Consider the following 17419-nt stretch of genomic DNA (forward strand, 5'->3'; position numbering starts at 1 on the left):
TTACGCAATGAATGTCCGCTGGCTGCAGGATTTCCTGGCGGTGGCCGAGACGGGGAATTTCACCCGTGCGGCTGCCCTACGGAATACCTCTCAGGCGGCTTTTTCGCGTCGGGTGCAAAGCCTTGAGGCCTGGGTCGGCGCCCCGCTGATCGACCGTAGTTTCTTTCCGACACGCCTGACCAAGGAAGGCGAGCAGTTCCGCCATCACGCCTCAGAAATCCTGCGGCAATTGTCCGATGCCAGGGCCGAAGTTTCGGGAGAAGCGGGCGCACGGGCAGACCACATCCGGATCGGAATTCCCTTCGCGCTGGCGACGACGCGGTTGCCGGGCTGGTGGGCCGATTGGACTGCCACCCGCAAGGTGACTGCCTCGCTGCTGGTCGGCAATATCCACGATCTCGCGACCGATATCGTCTCGGGCAACATGGATCTCATGATGTGTTTCCATAATGCCCAGGAACCTGTGCATCTCGATCCCGAACGGTTCGAACGGGTGCAGATCGCGACCGACGCCCTTAGCCCCTATGTCCGCCGGGACCTATTCGTCGAAGGCGGCTATACTTGGCCGGGGCATCCCGCGAAACCCTTGCCGCTGCTGATGTATTCGCGGGGGATTTATTTCGCGCGTCTGGTGGATGCCATCCTCGAATCCGCCCCGGCCAGCCTGCATGGCAACCGGGTTCTCGAGTGCGACATGACGGATGTGTTGCGCGAAATGGCGCTATCGGGCTACGGCGTCGCCTGGTTGCCGGAAAGCAGCATTCGGGGGGACGCTGCAGACAAACTGGTACGGCTTGGCGGTGCGCCCTGGAGCACACCGCTGTCCGTAGTGGTCTTCAAGGATCGGGCAAACGACCGCCCGGCGCTCGCCCGTCTCTGGGCGAAGCTAGCCGATGCCGAGGCAAGCGATCTCTCGGCGTCGCAAAAACCAAGGACGCGTACAGGCGGGGCAGTCGGCCGACGTCTGGCGCGGGGATAAACGTCACCAAAGAGAGGGAATTTGGTAATGCGCACACTCGTTCTTTTGGCAGCCGCCGCTGGCCTGATGGCTTCGCCGGCCTTCGCCCAGGATGGCACTCTGAAGAAGATCAAGGAAACCGGCGTGTTCAACGTCAGCTTCCGTGAATCCTCCATCCCCTTCTCGTATCTTGACGACAATCAGAAGCCGATCGGCTTTGCCAAGGACATCTGCGACAAGGTCGTGGAGGCCGTTAAGGCCGAACTGAAGCTGCCGAACCTCGAAGTGAAATATACGCCGGTCACCTCGGCCACCCGTATTCCGCTGCTGGCCAACGGCACCATCGATATCGAATGCGGCTCGACCACCAACAACGTCGACCGTCAGCAGCAGGTGTCCTTCACCAACACCCACTTCCTGACCGCTTCGGCTTTCGTTTCGAAGAAGTCGGCCAACCTGACCAAGATCGATGACCTGAAGGGCAAGACCATCGTCTCGACCTCGGGCACGACCAACATCCAGCAGGTCAATAATGTGAATACCGAGCGCAAGCTCGGCATGAACATCCTGGCCGCCAAGGACCATGCCGAAGCCTTCCTGATGGTCGAAACCGGCCGCGCAGTTGCCTTCGTGATGGACGACATCCTGCTCGCCAGCCTCGTTGCCAGCTCCAAGGCTCCGGCTGACTATCAGCTGTCGGCTGAAGCTTTCTCGATGCCCGAACCCTACGGCATCATGGTCCGCAAGGGCGATGCCGAGTTCAAGGCGCTGGTCGATAAGACCACGGCCGCTCTCTACAAGAGCCCGGAAGGCGAAGCCCTCTACAACAAGTGGTTCACCTCGCCGGTTCCCCCGAAGGGTCTGAACTTCAACGTTCCGATGTCGGCAGCCCAGAAGAAGGCCTTTGCCAATCCGTCCGATAGCGCGGATCCGAAGTCCTACCAATAAGTCTGAACGAAGTGACTGCCCGGCCTTGATGGCTGTGGCATGATCAAAAAGGAGGCGGCGGCCACTCGGTCGCCGCCTTTCTTAAAAGAACTGGCTCTCAACAGGGGCGGCGGGGCGCATGAATTACAATTGGAACTGGGGCATCTTCTGGCAGCCTTCGCCAGAAGGGGTCGGGACCTATTTCGATATGCTGATGACGGGGCTGCAATGGACGCTCGTCACGGCCCTATGCGCCTGGGTTCTGGCGCTGATCCTCGGATCCATCGTCGGCGTCGCGCGCACCTTGCCGTCGCGCGCCGTGCAGCGGATCGCCGGGGCTTACGTCGAGTTTTTCCGCAACATCCCGTTCCTGGTGCAGCTGTTCCTCTGGTACTTCGTGTTGCCGGAACTACTGCCGGAAGCGGCGGGACTGTGGCTGAAACAGCTGCCGAACGCGCCCTTCTGGACGACCATGATCGGCCTGGGTTTCTTCATGTCGGTGCGTGTCGCCGAACAGCTGCGCGCAGGCATCAACGCCTTGCCGCGCGGGCAGAAGATGGCCGGTCTCGCCCTGGGTCTCACCACCGGGCAGACTTACGGCTATGTCCTGCTGCCGATGGCCTATCGCATCATTCTGCCGCCGCTGACCTCCGAGCTGCTGAACACCATCAAGAATACCTCGGTCGGTCTCACCATCGGTCTGATCGAACTGACGGCGCGCGCCCGCGCCATTCAGGAATTCTCCTTCCAGGTGTTCGAGGCTTTCACGGCTGCGACCCTTATCTACCTCGTCCTCAACCTTCTGGTGACGGTTCTGATGCGCTGGCTTGAGCGTTCGGTTGCCGTGCCCGGTTATGTGGCGGGGAAGTGAGGCATTATGTTCGCTAATCTCGATTTCGAAATCATCGCCCGCACGCTGCCCTACCTGTTCCTGGAGGGCATGACCTTCACGCTGATGCTGACGGCTTTGGCGACGCTGGGCGGTATCGTGCTGGGCACGATCCTGGCGCTGATGCGGCTGGGGTCGCTCCCCGTGCTGCCGAAGATCGCGGCCGGTTACGTCAACCTGATGCGCTCGCTGCCGCTGGTGCTGGTGATCTTCTGGTTCTATTTCCTGGTGCCCTATCTCGGGCAATGGGCGACCGGGGCCTCGCGCCCGATGCAGGTCGGCGCCTTTGCCTCCTGCCTCATCACCTTCACGCTGTTCGAAGCGGCCTATTTCTCTGAAATCATGCGTGCGGGCATCCAGTCGATCTCCAAGGGTCAGGTGGGCGCCGGTTATGCGCTGGGTCTCACCTATCGCCAGGTGATGAGCTATGTCGTGCTGCCCCAGGCGTTCCGGAACATGGCGCCGGTGCTGCTGACCCAGACCATCGTGCTGTTCCAGGATACCTCGCTCGTCTACGTGCTGTCGGTCACCGACTTCCTGGGTGCGGCCAGCAAGGTCGCCCAGCGCGACGGGCGTCTGGTTGAGATGTATCTCTTCGCCGCCGTCGTCTATTTCGCGATTTCCTTTACCGCCTCGATGCTTGTGAAGCGCTTGCAGAAGCGCATCGCGATCATCCGCTAATCCAGGGTCGTATTCCCATGAGCACCATGATCGAATTCAAGGACGTCTCGAAGTTTTACGGGCCTTTCCAGGTCCTGAAGAACTGCAGCCTGAAGGTTGCCAAGGGCGAAGTGGTTGTCGTCTGCGGCCCCTCGGGCTCGGGCAAATCGACGCTGATCAAATGCGCCAATGGTCTGGAGCCCTTCCAGAAGGGCGAGTTGATCGTCGACGGCGTGCCGCTGCACGACCCCAAGACCGATATGCCCAAGCTGCGCGCCCGCGTCGGCATGGTCTTCCAGAACTTCGAGCTGTTCCCGCACCTGAAGATCGCCGAGAACCTGTGCCTTGCGCAGCAGAAGGTGCTGGGGCGCGGCAAGGACGAGGCGATGGTCAAGGGCATGGCCCTGCTGGATCGGGTCGGCCTGAAGGAACATTCCCACAAGTTCCCGGGCCAGCTGTCCGGCGGTCAGCAGCAGCGCGTGGCGATTGCCCGCGCGCTGGCGATGGATCCCATCGCCATGCTGTTCGACGAACCGACCTCCGCCCTTGATCCTGAAATGGTCAATGAAGTGCTGGATGTCATGGTCGAACTGGCCCGCGAAGGCATGACGATGATGGTCGTGACCCATGAAATGGGCTTTGCCCGCAAGGTCGCGCACCGGGTTGTCTTCATGGACAAGGGCGAAGTGGTGGAAAACGCGGCGAAGGATGATTTCTTCAACGCGCCGCGCAGCGACCGGGCCCAGCTGTTCCTGTCGAAGATCCTGACTCACTGACACCTGAAAGGGGTCATCGCTATGCAGGGAAAAGTAGCGCGCTGGGTTAAAACTCGGCTGCGGTGGACACTCATGCTCCGCTCGACCTTGACGGTCGTGGTGCTCGCCGGTCTTGCCAATGTGATCGGCGCCGCCGGCGGCTGGGTCATTCTGGCTTCCGAATCCCAAACCCAGCGCGAGCGGGCGGCGGAATCGAAGGTCGAGGTTGCGGTGACCGCCCTGCGGGACGTCTATACCTATGTCAGCGTCGATACCGACAACGACGGGCGCCTGCTGCGGATTGTCAGCGACAAGCCTATCGGCGATGTCAATTCCCTGCTGATCACCGGCTTGGTCCCCGACGACGTGCTCGACGGTGTGGCGCGCCGCACGATTGGCGAGGTCTGGGTATTCGGCAAAACGCCGGACGGCTTCGCCAGCCTCGTCACCAGCGCCAAGCGTGGACGCGGTGGCAAGCCGGTGCCAGGCGAAGATCCGCTTTTCGCCAGCATCACCGGCGAAAAGACCGATGTCGAATTCGCGACCATCGCGGGCGAGCGTCACTATGTCGGCACCATTCCCATCGTGAAGCCGGATGGCGCGATCCTGGGCCTTGTGGTCGTGAGCGCGGGTCTGGAGGAGGATCTGCTGCGGGCGCAGCGCACCCTGGCGCGCAATGCCCTGCTGATCCTGTCGGGCACCCTGGCCGTAACGATCCTGATCGGCTTGTGGATGTTCCGCCGTCAGTTCCGCCCCGTGCCGACCCTGGTGCGGGTGACGCGCGAGATCGCGGACGAACAGATCGGCGGAGTAGTGCCCTTCCGGGATCGCCGGGACGAGCTGGGCGAACTGGCCCGCGCGCTCGAAGATCTGCGTAACGCGGTTGCCGAACGCATGCGCCTGCGGGCGGCCGAACAGAGCCGCGAACAGCAGGCCGAACGCAGCCGGGCAATGGAAGCCGCCATTGCGCGCTTCCGCGCCGTGATCGATGTGGCCCTGCGCGCGACACGCGGCAGCGGCGATGCCGTGCGCTCCACCTCCGCAGCCCTGACTGCCGCCGTGCAACGCAATCGGGGCGAGGTGAAGGATGTGCTGAGCGCTTCCGAAGGCGCCAGCCGGGATGTGTCTTCTGTTGCGGCCTCGGCGCGGGATATCTCCGACGTGATCGCCACCATCTCCTCGCGCACTGGCCATGCCATCGAAGTGGTCAGCCGCTCGCGCACCATCGGCGAGGAATCCAAGGCCCGCAGCCTGGAGCTGGCGCGGGCTGCCGATCTGATCGGCAATGCCGTGCAGATGATCCGCAAGATCGCCGAACAGACCCATCTGCTGGCCCTGAATGCCACCATCGAGGCGGCGCGGGCGGGCGAATATGGCAAGGGGTTTGCCGTCGTGGCGTCGGAGGTCAAGGTGCTGGCCGGGCAATCGACCGAGGCGATGGACGAGATCGGCTCCCAGGTCGCCACCATCCAGGGGGCAACCCGCCAGGTCCTGAGCGCGGCGGAGGAGATGCAGCAGGTACTGCTGGAAGTCGGCGACGTCAGCCATCAGGTGGCGGCCGCCATCGGCGAACAGCAGGCGGTCACTGCCGATATCGCCCGGGCGGCCGATACGGCGGCGGGCGGCGTTGGTGATATCCGCGCGGCCATGGCGCAGATCGGCACGCTGATGGAGGATACCGGGGCCGCCGGTGGCAATCTGGAGCGGATCGCAACCGAACTGCTGGGGGCCGAGGAAGACCTGGATCAGGCCATCCGCGAATTCCTGTCCGCCATCACCGACCTGCAGGCCGAGGCTGCGGCAGATGAGGCACTGGTGGCCTAAAGGGTTTATCTCCAAGGCCGCGACCCGCTAGGATGCTGCCAGCTAAATCAAAGGAGCAGACGGATGATCAAGGCACGCGCCGCAGTCGCTTGGGCAGCAGGCAAGCCCCTCACCATTGAACAGGTCGAGGTTGCCCCTCCCAAACAGGGCGAGGTGCTGTTGCGGCTGGTCGCGACCGGCGTCTGCCATACCGACGCCTTCACCCTGTCGGGCGACGATCCCGAAGGCATCTTCCCGGCGATCCTGGGTCATGAAGGCGGCGCGATTGTCGAAGAAGTCGGCCCCGGCGTGACCTCGGTCAAGCCCGGCGACCATGTGATCCCGCTCTATACCCCCGAATGCGGCGAGTGCAAGTTCTGCCGCTCAGGGAAAACCAACCTCTGTCAGGCGATCCGCGCCACCCAGGGCAAGGGCCTGATGCCGGACGGCACCACGCGCTTCTCGGTCGGCGGCAAGCAGGTGTTCCATTACATGGGCACCTCCACCTTCTCCGAATATACCGTCCTGCCGGAGATCGCGGTCGCCAAGATCAACAAGGAAGCGCCGCTTGAAAAGGTCTGCCTGCTCGGCTGCGGCGTCACCACCGGCATCGGCGCGGTGATGAATACCGCCAAGGTGGAGCCGGGCGCGACTGTCGCGATCTTCGGTCTGGGCGGTATCGGCCTCTCGGCCATCATCGGCGCCGTGTTGTCGAAGGCGGGCCGCATCATCGGCATCGACACCAACCCGGCCAAGTTCGAAACCGCGAAGATGCTGGGTGCGACCGACTGCATCAATCCCAAGGACTACGATCTGCCGATCCAGCAGGTGCTGGTCGATATGACCGATGGCGGCGTCGATTATTCCTTCGAATGTATCGGCAACGTGAATGTCATGCGCTCGGCCCTGGAGTGCTGCCACAAGGGCTGGGGCGAATCGATCATCATCGGCGTTGCCGGTGCCGGTCAGGAAATCTCCACCCGTCCGTTCCAACTGGTGACGGGCCGCGTCTGGCGCGGGTCGGCCTTCGGCGGCGTGCGCGGCCGCTCGGAACTGCCGGGTTACGTTGACCGCTTCATGGGCGGCCAGTTCGAACTGGATACCTTCATCACCCACAAGATGGGTCTGGAAGACATCAACACGGCCTTCGATCTGATGCATGAGGGCAAGAGCATCCGTTCGGTCGTGATCTTCTGATGGAGCTGGTTTCCCAGAACAAGGTCTTCGGCGGCGCCCACCGCCGATACCGCCATCGGTCGGCCACGCTTGGCTGCGACATGGTGTTTGCCGTCTTCCTCCCGCCCCAGGCTTTGGCGGGAGAGAAGGTGCCGGTGCTTTACTGGCTGTCGGGCCTGACCTGCACGGACGAGAATTTCATGCAGAAGGCCGGGGCTTTCCGCACTGCTGCCGACCTGGGCCTCGCCATCGTCGCGCCCGACACCTCGCCGCGTGGCGAGGGCGTGCCGGGCGATCCCGACGGCAGTTGGGACTTCGGTCTGGGCGCCGGTTTCTATGTGGATGCCACGCAGGAGCCGTGGTCGAAGCACTACCGCATGCATGACTATGTGGTGAACGAACTGCCGGCCCTGGTCGAGGCGGAGTTCCCAGTGACCGGGCTGCGCTCCATCTCCGGCCACTCGATGGGCGGCCATGGTGCGCTGGTCTGTGCCCTGCGCAATCCGGGGCGCTACCGCTCCATTTCTGCCTTCGCGCCGATCAGCAACCCGACCGATGTCCCCTGGGGCCAGAAGGCTTTCGGGCATCTGCTGGGGCCTGAGCGGATCGGTTGGCTGGCCTGGGATGCCTCGGTCCTGATCGCAGGGTCGGACGAACGTCTGCCGCTGCTGGTCGACCAGGGGGAAGCCGACAGTTTCCTGGAGAGCCAGCTGAAGCCGGAACGCCTGAAAGAGGCTGCCGATGCCGCTGGGTATCCGCTGACCCTGCGGCGCCATGCCGGCTATGACCACAGCTATTATTTCATCGCCAGCTTCATCGACGACCACCTGCGCCACGCGGCGCGTGCGTTGGAGATTGCTTAGCATATAAGGCTCGTCATCCCAGGGCTTGACCCTGGGATCTTGTGTGGCCACACCGCGTCGAGCACTCAACGGCGGGAGATCCCAGGGTCAAGCCCTGGGATGACGGTTTCTTTATAAGGAACCCACCCCTTACCGCGCCGTTTAAGCCTCACACTTTCCTCGTGAGGCGCCCCATGATGCCCGACTGGCAAGCGATGTTCATTCCGCAGACCACCGTCTTCGAGGTGATCGTGCGTGGGACCATTATGTATTTTGTGCTGTTCCTGATCCTGCGTTTCTTCATGAAACGGCAGGCGGGCGGATTGGGCATTGCCGATGTGCTGGTCATCGTGCTGATCGCCGACGCGGCGCAGAACGGCATGGCGGCGGACTATAAGTCAGTGACCGAGGGCATCTTGCTGGTCCTGACCATCGCCTTCTGGGATTTTGCCCTTGATTGGCTCGGCTATCGCTTTTCCGCCATCGGCCGCTTCATCCAGCCGCCGCCGGTTCCCCTGATCGAGGACGGGCACATGATGCAGCGGAACATGCGCCGGGAAATGATCTCGCGCGACGAACTCATGAGCCAGTTGCGCCAGCAGGGGATCGAGGATCACCGCCAGGTCAAACGCGCCTGCATGGAAGGCAACGGCAATATCTCCGTCGTGCGGTTCGATGGCGATGAAACCGCCAAGCCAACCGATCGGAACGTTGCCTTCTGATCCTGCCCTGGCCCATAACGGGCCATGTTCATTCCCCGTCCGCACCAGGAAACCGCCCGCGACAGCATTTTGAAGGCCCGCGCCGCCGGGCGTCCCGGCTTCCTGCTGGGCGATCTGACCGGGCTGGGCAAGACGCTATCCGCCTGGAGTGCCGTAGCAGCGATGCCGGAGGCCGAGGTACTGGTGATCTGCCCCAAGGGCGCGATCCCGCAATGGCGCCGCACCATCGCCCAGTCGGGCCTGCCACCCAAGCAGGTGACGATCCTCAATTTCGAGAAGACAAAGTCGCTGCTGGCACCCTTGCCTGCGACTCTGAAACGCTCGACCCGCGCCAAGAATAACGAGCTGGCCAAACACGGCTCGCCCAAGAAGATCTGGCCGCTACTGATCATCGACGAGAGCCACCGCATCCGGAATCCCAATTCCCAGCAGGGCATGGTCTGCCGTCAGATGGCCGATGCCGCCGATTTCACCCTCTATCTCAGCGCCACCGCGGGCCAGTCCCCCCACGAGCTGTCGTATCTGGGCAAGCTGCTGGGGGCCGAAACGCTGGATGCCTATCGGGTGCTGATGAAGAAACTCGGCATCAAGGGGGCCAAGGGGCGCTGGAAGAACTGGCGGTGGGAGCCGAACGAGCGCGACCGCGCGGTGATGTCCGAGCTTCTCTATAGAGGCGCAAACGCCATCGGCCTGCGGCGTCGGCCCGAGGAGATCGCCGGTTGGCCGGAGGTCCAGCGCGAACTGGCCCCCATCGCGCTGGAAACGGGCGAGCGCAAACTCTATGACGCCACCTGGCGGGAGTTCCGCAAGGAACTGGGCCTCCTGGGCGGCTCCACCCGGCGCCCCGTGGGCTGGGCGGCCGACCTGCGGTTCCGCCAGAAAGCCAGCCTGCTGCGCCTCTTAGGTACTGCGGACTTCTGTGAGGATCTGCTGGATAACGGCCAGCAGGTCGCAATCTCCGTCGCCTTCCTGGAAACCAGCGCGCTGCTGGCCGAAAAACTGGCCGGGCGCGGCTGGCGGGTGGGGGAGATCAATGGTGAGCGCACGGGCGAGACCAACGAGACAACCCGCATCGCCTTCCAGACCGGGGAGCTGGATGTCGTGATTTTCACCGTGACCGAGTCGATCTCGCTCCACCGTGGCGAGATGCCGGGCGGGGACCGTGAACGCTCGCTGGTGATCCACGACATGCGGCATAGCGCAATCCAGTTGCAGCAGATCGAAGGCCGCTGCCATCGCGACGGCCAGCGCGCGACGATCTATTACGCCTATGCCGAAGACACGGTGGAGGAAAAGGTCGCCGGAACCGTCATCGCGCGCATGGCGGCGATGGATGGCATGGCGGGCGACGACACCAGCATGCTGGAAGCCATCGGCGCGGTGTTCGACGCGGCGGAGTGAGGTATCCGTTTGTTACCCGGTCCGCGAGCCGGGATATCCTCGCGATGCATCAAACAAGAACCGTCATCCCGGACTTGATCCGGGATCTTGTGTGGCCGGACTCTGTTCCGTTTTTCGACGCGGCTTGTCTACGCGAGATCCCGGATCAAGTCCGGGATGACAAAGTCTGTGGGGGAAAGACTCCAGAAAATTCACCGCCCAAGAAAAAGGGCGGCCCCGAAAGACCGCCCAATCTCGTGCCGTTCTTTAAAAGCCGAACGCCTTAGTGCGTCGCGCGCTTCATGGCATCCTTGGCATCGGCATAGGCTTCACGGGCATTGCCCTTGGCCTTGTCCAGCTTGCCTTCTGCCTGCAGCTTGGTGTTCCCGGTAGCGCCACCGACGGCGTCCTTCACGGCGCCCTTGGTCTTATCGACGGCGGCTTTGACGTGATCCTTGTTCATGTCTCTCTCCATCACTCGATATGGCTGCGGCGACAAATCGCTATTTGCGCCTCGCATCTAGTCAACGCTGCTGACCCGTCGCGGGTTCCATCCGTTTTCCCCTTGCTCAATCCGGCGTTAATCAGGAAGGCTCCCCAGCGGTCCGTTTGCTTCGCGAAGGAAGATCCGCCATGGCCCTACATTTCGACACGCCCGAATTCGATGCCCGTAAACAGCGCCTGCTGACCGCGATGAGCGCGGCCAAGCTCGATGGGCTTTTGATGTTCGAGCAGGAGTCGATGTATTGGCTGACCGGCTATGACACCTTCGGCTTTTGCTTTTTCCAATGCCTCTATCTGGGTGCCGATGGGCGCATGGCGCTGCTGACCCGCTCGGCCGATCTGCGGCAGGCGCAGCTGACCTCGATCCTGAAAGATATCCGAATCTGGAAGGATGGCGCGGCGGCCGACCCCGCCAAGGATCTCGCGCAGATGCTCAAAGACATCGGGGCGGGCAGGCGTCTGGGTGTCGAGTATGCCAGCTATGGTCTGACGGCGGCCAACGGTAAGCGCCTGGATGCGGTGGTGGGGTCGCTGTTCGATCTGAGCGATGCCTCGGGCATGGTCGGGCGGTTGCGCGCCGTCAAATCGGCGGCCGAGCTGGTCTATGTGCGGGAAGCGGCCCGCCTGTCCGATGCTGCCGATCAGGCCGCTATCGATCTGCTGGCGCCGGGGGCGGACGAGGGCGCGATTCTGGCCGCCCAGCATAACGCGATCTTCGAAGGCGGCGGCGATTATCCGGCCAATGAATTCATCATCGGATCGGGCGTCGATGCCCTGCTGTGCCGCTATAAAGCGGGCCGCCGCACCCTGGACGCCAACGACCAGCTGACCTTGGAATTTGCGGGCGTCTACCGCCACTACCATGCTGCCGCCATGCGGACCCATGTCACCGGCAAGCCACGCGACCTGCATCTGCGCTACCATGCCGCCGCAGTCGAAGCGCTGACGGCGGTGGAGGCGGAGATGCGGCCCGGCCGCACCGCGGGTGACGTCTTCGCAGCCCATGCGCGGATCTTCGACAAACACGGGCTGAAGAACCATCGCCTGAACGCCTGCGGCTATTCCCTGGGGGCGAAATTCACGCCCTCCTGGATGGACTGGCCGATGTTCTACGACGAAAACCCCTGGGTGCTGGAGCCAGGGATGGTCCTCTTCGCCCATATGATCCTGATGGACAGCGAGAGCGAAACCGCCCTCTGCCTCGGCCGTACCAGCCTTGTGACGGAGGGCGCGGCGGAAACCTTGAATATCTCCAATCTGGATCTCGTCGTCCGCTAGGCCCCGATCATGGCGGATATCTTCCTGACCCATACGCCGGACGCGCGGGCGACCTATTATGGGGAGCGGGCGCTGGCGGGACTGCGCGCCCTGGGATCGGTGCGCCTGAACGAGGCTGACCATCCGTTGTCGACGGCGGAATTGCTGGAGGCCTCGCAAGGCTGCCGCATCATCGTCTCGGATCGGGCAACCTTCGGCGAGGCGGCGCTGTTCGACCGCCACCCGACCCTGCAGGCCTTCCTGCGCTGCGCAGTCGATATCCGCACCATCGATGTGGAGGCGGCTTCCCGCAACGGCATCCTCGTCACCCGCGCAACGCCGGGATTCGGGGTGGCGGTGGCCGAACTGATCCTGGGTCTGATGATCGATCTGGCGCGCGGCATCTCGGACAATGTCCTGGCCTATCGTTCCGGGCAGAGCCAGACGATCCGCATCGGGCGGCAGTTGCGCGGGGCGACGCTGGGTATCGTCGGCTATGGCACCATCGGGCGGCTGTTGGGGGAGATGGCGCAGGCGTTGGGCATGGAGCTGCTGATCCATGATCCCTATCTGGAACCAGGGGCCAGTGTCGGTTTTCAAGATCTGCTGGCGGCATCCGATATGGTCGTCTGCCTTGCGCCCGCAACGGCTGAAACTGCCAATATGTTCGGGGCGGCGGCCTTTGCTGCCATGAAGCCCTCGGCCTATTTCATCAATGCCGCCCGGGGCGATCTGGTTGACGAGCAGGCGCTGATCGACGCCCTGGATCGCAAGCTCATCGCCGGGGCTGCGATGGATGTGGGCCGGGCGCTCGATCAGATGCCCTCGCCGTTGCTGGCGGGGCGCGCGGATGTCATCGCCACGCCCCATATCGGCGGCCTGACGCGGGAGGCGACAGAACATCAGGCGATGGATACCGTCGGGCAGGTGGGTGCACTGCTGTCAGGCAGTCTGCCGCTGCACGCCGTAAATACGGAAAGTGCATTTCGGATTCGCAGGCTATTGCCCTGATCGCAACCACTACCCGCTAAATTAATCGAGCGGTGCGAGGTCGGCGGTATCACCCGGCTTCAGAGCGCCCAATAACGCGGCCACAATACGGCGGTAGCCAGTTCCTACAGCGGCAGAAAAAGTTGGATGCCGCCAGGAATCGACCGCAGATCCTAAACATTACCCGCCACCGCGACGATCCCGGCGATTGCGCCCTTGCAGGCCACGTCATTCCCTATCCAGCCTCCGCTTCCGTGTGACATATCTATTTCTATATTAATTTCGCCGCAGATCGCATTTGACAGTTATAGCGAAATTCCCAAGGCTCTGGATCAACCGGCAGTAACCCTGAAGGAGATCCGGCGGTATCGGCGCGGGCGATGACAGCTGCGCTTTAAGGTTCATGCGGCGCTTAGCGCTGCTAATACAAGTTCTAAGCATTAAAGCTGCGGGTGTCGGACTTCCGGCCCGATAAGAACACATGGGAGAGAGACGTGAATAAACTGAAATCGCTCATCGGTGCGGTGGTCATCGGCGCGTTTGCTTTTGCATCCGGCGCTTTTGCCCAGGACAAGGGCACCATCGGCATCGCCATGCCCACCAAATCCTCGGCCCGCTGGATCGCCGATGGCGCCAGCATGGTGAAATACTTCCAGGAGAAGGGCTACAAGACCGATCTCCAGTACGCCGAAGATGATATTCCGAACCAGCTTGCGCAGATCGAGAACATGATCACCAAGAAGGTGAAGGTTCTGGTCATCGCCGCCATCGATGGCACCACACTCACCGGCGCCCTGAAGCAGGCAGCCGACAGCGGGATCAAGGTCATCGCCTATGACCGCCTGATCCGTGGTTCGGCGAATGTCGATTACTATGCGACCTTCGATAACTTCCAGGTCGGCGTGCTCCAGGCTGGTTATATCGAAACCGCGCTGGGTCTGAAGGACGGCAAGGGCCCCTTCAATATCGAGCTGTTCGGTGGCTCCAACGACGATAACAACGCCTTCTTCTTCTATGACGGCGCCATGTCGGTTCTGAAGCCCTATATCGACAGCGGCAAGCTGGTCGTGCAGTCCAAGCAGATGGGCATGGACAAGGTCGCGACCCTGCGCTGGGACGGCGCCGTTGCCCAGGCCCGCATGGATAACATCCTGTCGGCTTTCTATAACGGCAAGAAGGTCGATGCCGTGCTGTCGCCCTACGACGGCCTGTCCATCGGCATCATCTCGTCGCTGAAGGGTGTCGGTTATGGGTCGAAGGATCTGCCGATGCCGGTCGTCACCGGCCAGGACGCCGAAGTGCCGTCGGTGAAGTCGATCCTGAAGGGCGAGCAGACCTCGACCGTCTTCAAGGACACCCGCGAGCTGGCGAAGGTCACGGTCGGCATGGTTGATGCCCTGCTGGGCGGCGCCGCGCCGGAAATCAATGACACCAAGACCTACAACAACGGCGTGAAGACCGTGCCGTCGTACCTGCTGAAGCCGGTCAGCGTCGACAAGACCAACTGGGAACAGGTCCTGGTGACCAGCGGCTACTACAAGAAAGAGCAGATCCAGTAGGATCGGTTGAACGTGCGGCGTCCTTCTGGGCAACCGGAGGGACGCCGTTTCGTTTATACTGACCTACTGCCTGGTTCGAGGTTTTGTAGATGACCGCTATTCTGGAAATGCGGGGAATCACCAAGACGTTCCCCGGCGTTAAGGCCCTGCACGATGTCAATCTCGTGGTGCAGGAAGGCGAAATTCATGCCGTCGTCGGCGAGAATGGCGCGGGTAAATCGACCCTGATGAAGGTCCTGTCCGGGGTCTATCCCCATGGCACCTATGATGGCGCCATCGTTTTTAAGGGCGCGGAGCAGAAGTTCGCCTCCATCGCCGACAGCGAGAAGCAGGGCATCATCATCATCCACCAGGAACTCGCCCTGGTGCCGCTCCTGTCCATCGCCGAAAATATCTTCCTAGGCAACGAGCCCGCCAATAAGGCCGGGGTGATCGATTGGGGCGAGGCGTTCGACCGCACCAAGACATTGCTCGCCAAGGTGGGGCTCAAGGAAAAGCCGGGCGCGATCATCGCGAACCTTGGCGTCGGCAAGCAGCAACTGGTCGAGATCGCAAAGGCGCTGGCCAAGGAAGTGAAGCTGCTGATCCTGGACGAGCCGACCGCTTCACTCAATGAAAGCGACAGCGACGCGCTGCTCAATCTGCTACTGGAATTCAAGGCGCAGGGCATCTCCTCGATCCTGATTTCCCACAAGCTCAACGAGATTTCGAAGGTCGCCGACAGCATCACCATCCTGCGCGACGGCTCGACGGTCGACACGCTGGATTGCCGGGCGGAGACCATCTCCGAAGATCGGATCATCCAGAATATGGTCGGGCGAGAGATGGCAGATCGCTATCCCAAGCGCGAGCCCAAGATCGGCGAGACGATTTTCGAGGTGAAGGACTGGCGCGTCTATCACCCGCAGAACCCGGATCGCCAGATGATCAAGGGTGTCAATCTGCACCTGAAACGCGGCGAGATCCTGGGGATCGCGGGCCTGATGGGCGCCGGGCGGACCGAGCTGGCGATGAGCATCTTCGGTCGCGCCTATGGCCAGAAGATCAGCGGCACGGTCGAACTGCACGGCAAGGAGATCGATGTCTCCAGCATCCAGAATGCAATCGCCCATGGCCTTGCCTATGTGACCGAGGATCGCAAGAGTCTGGGGCTTATCCTGGCCGAAGACATCAAGCGCAACGTCACCCTGGCGAACCTGCCCGGCGTCTCGACGCATATGGTGATCGACGAGGGGGAGGAGCTGTCGGTGGCGGCTTCTTATCGTCGCCAGCTCAATATCCGTTCCTCCACGGTTTTTCAGAAGACGGTCAATCTGTCGGGCGGTAATCAGCAGAAGGTCGTGCTCTCGAAGTGGCTGTTTGCTGATCCCGAGATCCTGATCCTGGACGAGCCGACGCGCGGCATCGATGTTGGCGCGAAATACGAGATCTATTCCATCATCAACCAGCTCGCGAACGAGGGTCGGGGGGTGATCATGATCTCCTCCGAAATGCCCGAGCTGCTGGGGGTCTGTGACCGCATCTATGTGATGAACGAGGGGCGGTTTGTCGGCGAATTCGAGGCCAAGGATGCCTCGCAGGAAAAAATCATGCGCGCCATCATGCGCGAAAGGGAGGCGTCGTAATGGCCATCGGCACCGAAGTGGGCGAGGGCGCTGGCTCCTACGCGGGCTTCATGAAAAAGCATCTGCGCGAGTACGGCATCCTCATGTCGCTCGTCGCGATCATGATCTTCTTCCAGTTCATGACCGACGGCACGCTGATGCAGCCGCTCAACATCACGAACCTCATCCTGCAGAACAGCTACATCATCATCATGGCGCTGGGCATGCTGCTGGTGATCGTGGCGGGCCATATCGATCTGTCGGTCGGCTCGGTCGTCGGTTTCATCGGCGCGCTGGCCGCCGTCATGATGGTGCAGTTCAAGATCCATTATATCCCGGCGACGCTGATCTGCCTCATCGTCGGGGGCGCCATCGGGGCGGCCCAGGGCTATTGGGTCGCGTTCCTCAAGATCCCTTCCTTCATCGTGACCCTGGCGGGCATGCTGGTCTTCAAGGGGCTGGCACTGGCGATCCTGCAAGGCCAGTCGGTCGGCCCGTTCCCGCCGGAATTCCAGCTGCTATCTTCGGGCTTCCTGCCGGATTTCTTCGGCGTGCAGGGCCTGAAGGTCACGTCGCTGGTGATCGGGGTGGCGGTGGCCGTGGTGCTGGCCTATCGCGCTATCCGCTCCCGCGCCAATGTCTCGAAGCGCGCAGGGGAGCAGGAACCGGGGCCAGTCTTCATTGCCAAAATGGTGCTGCTGCTGGGCGCCATCGGCTATTTCAGCTGGCTGCTGGCCACCTATAAGGGCCTGCCGAACGTGCTGCTGGTCATGTTTGCCCTGATCCTGCTCTATGAATTCGTGACCACCCGCACCGTCATTGGCCGCCGCATCTATGCGTTGGGTGGGAACGAGAAGGCCGCCAAGCTTTCCGGCATCCGCAGCGAACGGCTGACCTTCCTGACCTTCGTCAATATGGGTGTGCTGGCGGCACTCGCGGGTCTGATCTTTGCCGCGCGCCTCAATACGGCTACGCCCAAGGCGGGGCTTTCGTTCGAGCTGGATGTCATCGCCGCCTGCTTCATCGGCGGGGCCTCGGCCTCGGGCGGGGTGGGCAAGGTGCTGGGCGCGGTCATCGGCGCCTTCATCATGGGCGTGATGAATAACGGCATGTCGATCCTGGGCATCGGTATCGACTATCAGCAGGTCATCAAGGGACTGGTGCTGCTGCTGGCCGTCTTCATCGACGTCTACAACAAGAATAAGGCGGTCGTCTGAGGCCTTTGTGTTGGCCTACCGGGCTTCGCCCTACTTGAGGCCCTTTCCGCCGGGTGGGTCAGCCCGGCGGCTTAAACAAGAACTGTCATCCCGGACTTGATCCGGGATCTCGAGTGGCAGAACTCTGCCCGAATTTCGACGCGGTCCGCCCACACAAGATCCCGGATCAAGTCCGG

At 62.2% G+C, this 17419-nt stretch carries 16 protein-coding genes; 15 read left to right on the top strand and 1 reads right to left on the bottom strand.

Annotated features, from left to right (window positions below):
- Positions 1-7: 7 nt before the first annotated feature.
- From ACFSM5_RS04650 to ACFSM5_RS04695, 10 genes are all read left to right on the top strand, one after another.
- Positions 8-979, top strand: coding sequence for a LysR family transcriptional regulator (locus ACFSM5_RS04650; protein WP_379875082.1), 972 nt, complete (start codon positions 8-10; stop codon positions 977-979).
- A gap of 27 nt (positions 980-1006) precedes the next feature.
- A complete protein-coding gene (locus ACFSM5_RS04655; RefSeq protein WP_379875083.1) occupies positions 1007-1906 on the top strand; it encodes an amino acid ABC transporter substrate-binding protein in 900 nt (299 codons plus the stop codon).
- 118 nt (positions 1907-2024) lie between these two features.
- Positions 2025-2756 (top strand): amino acid ABC transporter permease, encoded by a 732-nt coding sequence (locus ACFSM5_RS04660; RefSeq protein WP_379875084.1) that lies wholly within the window; start codon positions 2025-2027, stop codon positions 2754-2756.
- 6 nt (positions 2757-2762) lie between these two features.
- Complete coding sequence (locus ACFSM5_RS04665; protein WP_379875085.1) at positions 2763-3455, top strand: amino acid ABC transporter permease; 693 nt, start codon at positions 2763-2765, stop codon at positions 3453-3455.
- Positions 3456-3481: 26 nt separating this feature from the next.
- Positions 3482-4210 carry an amino acid ABC transporter ATP-binding protein gene (locus ACFSM5_RS04670; RefSeq protein WP_379875269.1) on the top strand — a complete coding sequence of 243 codons (729 nt, stop codon included), beginning with the start codon at positions 3482-3484 and terminating at the stop codon, positions 4208-4210.
- Positions 4211-4282: 72 nt separating this feature from the next.
- Positions 4283-6013 (top strand): methyl-accepting chemotaxis protein, encoded by a 1731-nt coding sequence (locus ACFSM5_RS04675; protein WP_379875087.1) that lies wholly within the window; start codon positions 4283-4285, stop codon positions 6011-6013.
- A 66-nt stretch (positions 6014-6079) separates the two neighbouring features.
- Entirely contained in the window at positions 6080-7189 is a 1110-nt protein-coding gene (locus ACFSM5_RS04680) for an S-(hydroxymethyl)glutathione dehydrogenase/class III alcohol dehydrogenase (RefSeq protein WP_465261228.1), read from the top strand.
- A complete protein-coding gene (gene fghA, locus ACFSM5_RS04685) occupies positions 7189-8031 on the top strand; it encodes an S-formylglutathione hydrolase (protein WP_379875089.1) in 843 nt (280 codons plus the stop codon). The genes ACFSM5_RS04680 and fghA overlap by 1 nt, the downstream gene beginning before the upstream one ends.
- 176 nt (positions 8032-8207) lie before the next feature.
- Positions 8208-8732, top strand: a complete 525-nt coding sequence (locus tag ACFSM5_RS04690; RefSeq protein WP_379875090.1) for a DUF421 domain-containing protein — start codon at positions 8208-8210, stop codon at positions 8730-8732.
- A gap of 24 nt (positions 8733-8756) precedes the next feature.
- Positions 8757-10133 carry a DEAD/DEAH box helicase family protein gene (locus tag ACFSM5_RS04695; RefSeq protein ID WP_379875091.1) on the top strand — a complete coding sequence of 459 codons (1377 nt, stop codon included), beginning with the start codon at positions 8757-8759 and terminating at the stop codon, positions 10131-10133.
- A gap of 262 nt (positions 10134-10395) precedes the next feature.
- Here ACFSM5_RS04695 and ACFSM5_RS04700 read toward each other — a convergent pair whose 3' ends face one another.
- The gene (locus tag ACFSM5_RS04700; protein ID WP_379875092.1) at positions 10396-10575 is read right to left on the bottom strand and encodes a CsbD family protein; all 180 of its coding nucleotides are present in this window, start codon (positions 10573-10575) and stop codon (positions 10396-10398) included.
- Between the two features lie 170 nt (positions 10576-10745).
- Here ACFSM5_RS04700 and ACFSM5_RS04705 point away from each other — a divergent pair, with 170 nt between their 5' ends.
- From ACFSM5_RS04705 to mmsB, 5 genes are all read left to right on the top strand, one after another.
- Positions 10746-11894, top strand: a complete 1149-nt coding sequence (locus tag ACFSM5_RS04705) for a M24 family metallopeptidase (protein ID WP_379875093.1) — start codon at positions 10746-10748, stop codon at positions 11892-11894.
- A gap of 9 nt (positions 11895-11903) precedes the next feature.
- A complete protein-coding gene (locus tag ACFSM5_RS04710; protein ID WP_379875094.1) occupies positions 11904-12884 on the top strand; it encodes an NAD(P)-dependent oxidoreductase in 981 nt (326 codons plus the stop codon).
- A 473-nt stretch (positions 12885-13357) separates the two neighbouring features.
- Positions 13358-14422 (top strand): multiple monosaccharide ABC transporter substrate-binding protein, encoded by a 1065-nt coding sequence (gene chvE / locus ACFSM5_RS04715; RefSeq protein ID WP_417498510.1) that lies wholly within the window; start codon positions 13358-13360, stop codon positions 14420-14422.
- An 89-nt stretch (positions 14423-14511) separates the two neighbouring features.
- Complete coding sequence (mmsA, locus tag ACFSM5_RS04720) at positions 14512-16047, top strand: multiple monosaccharide ABC transporter ATP-binding protein (RefSeq protein ID WP_379875095.1); 1536 nt, start codon at positions 14512-14514, stop codon at positions 16045-16047.
- Positions 16047-17243 (top strand): multiple monosaccharide ABC transporter permease, encoded by a 1197-nt coding sequence (gene mmsB, locus ACFSM5_RS04725; RefSeq protein WP_379875096.1) that lies wholly within the window; start codon positions 16047-16049, stop codon positions 17241-17243. The genes mmsA and mmsB overlap by 1 nt, the downstream gene beginning before the upstream one ends.
- The last annotated feature ends 176 nt before the right edge of the window (positions 17244-17419 follow it).

Source organism: Lacibacterium aquatile (genome assembly GCF_042683105.1).
Taxonomy (GTDB): domain Bacteria; phylum Pseudomonadota; class Alphaproteobacteria; order Elsterales; family Elsteraceae; genus Lacibacterium; species Lacibacterium aquatile.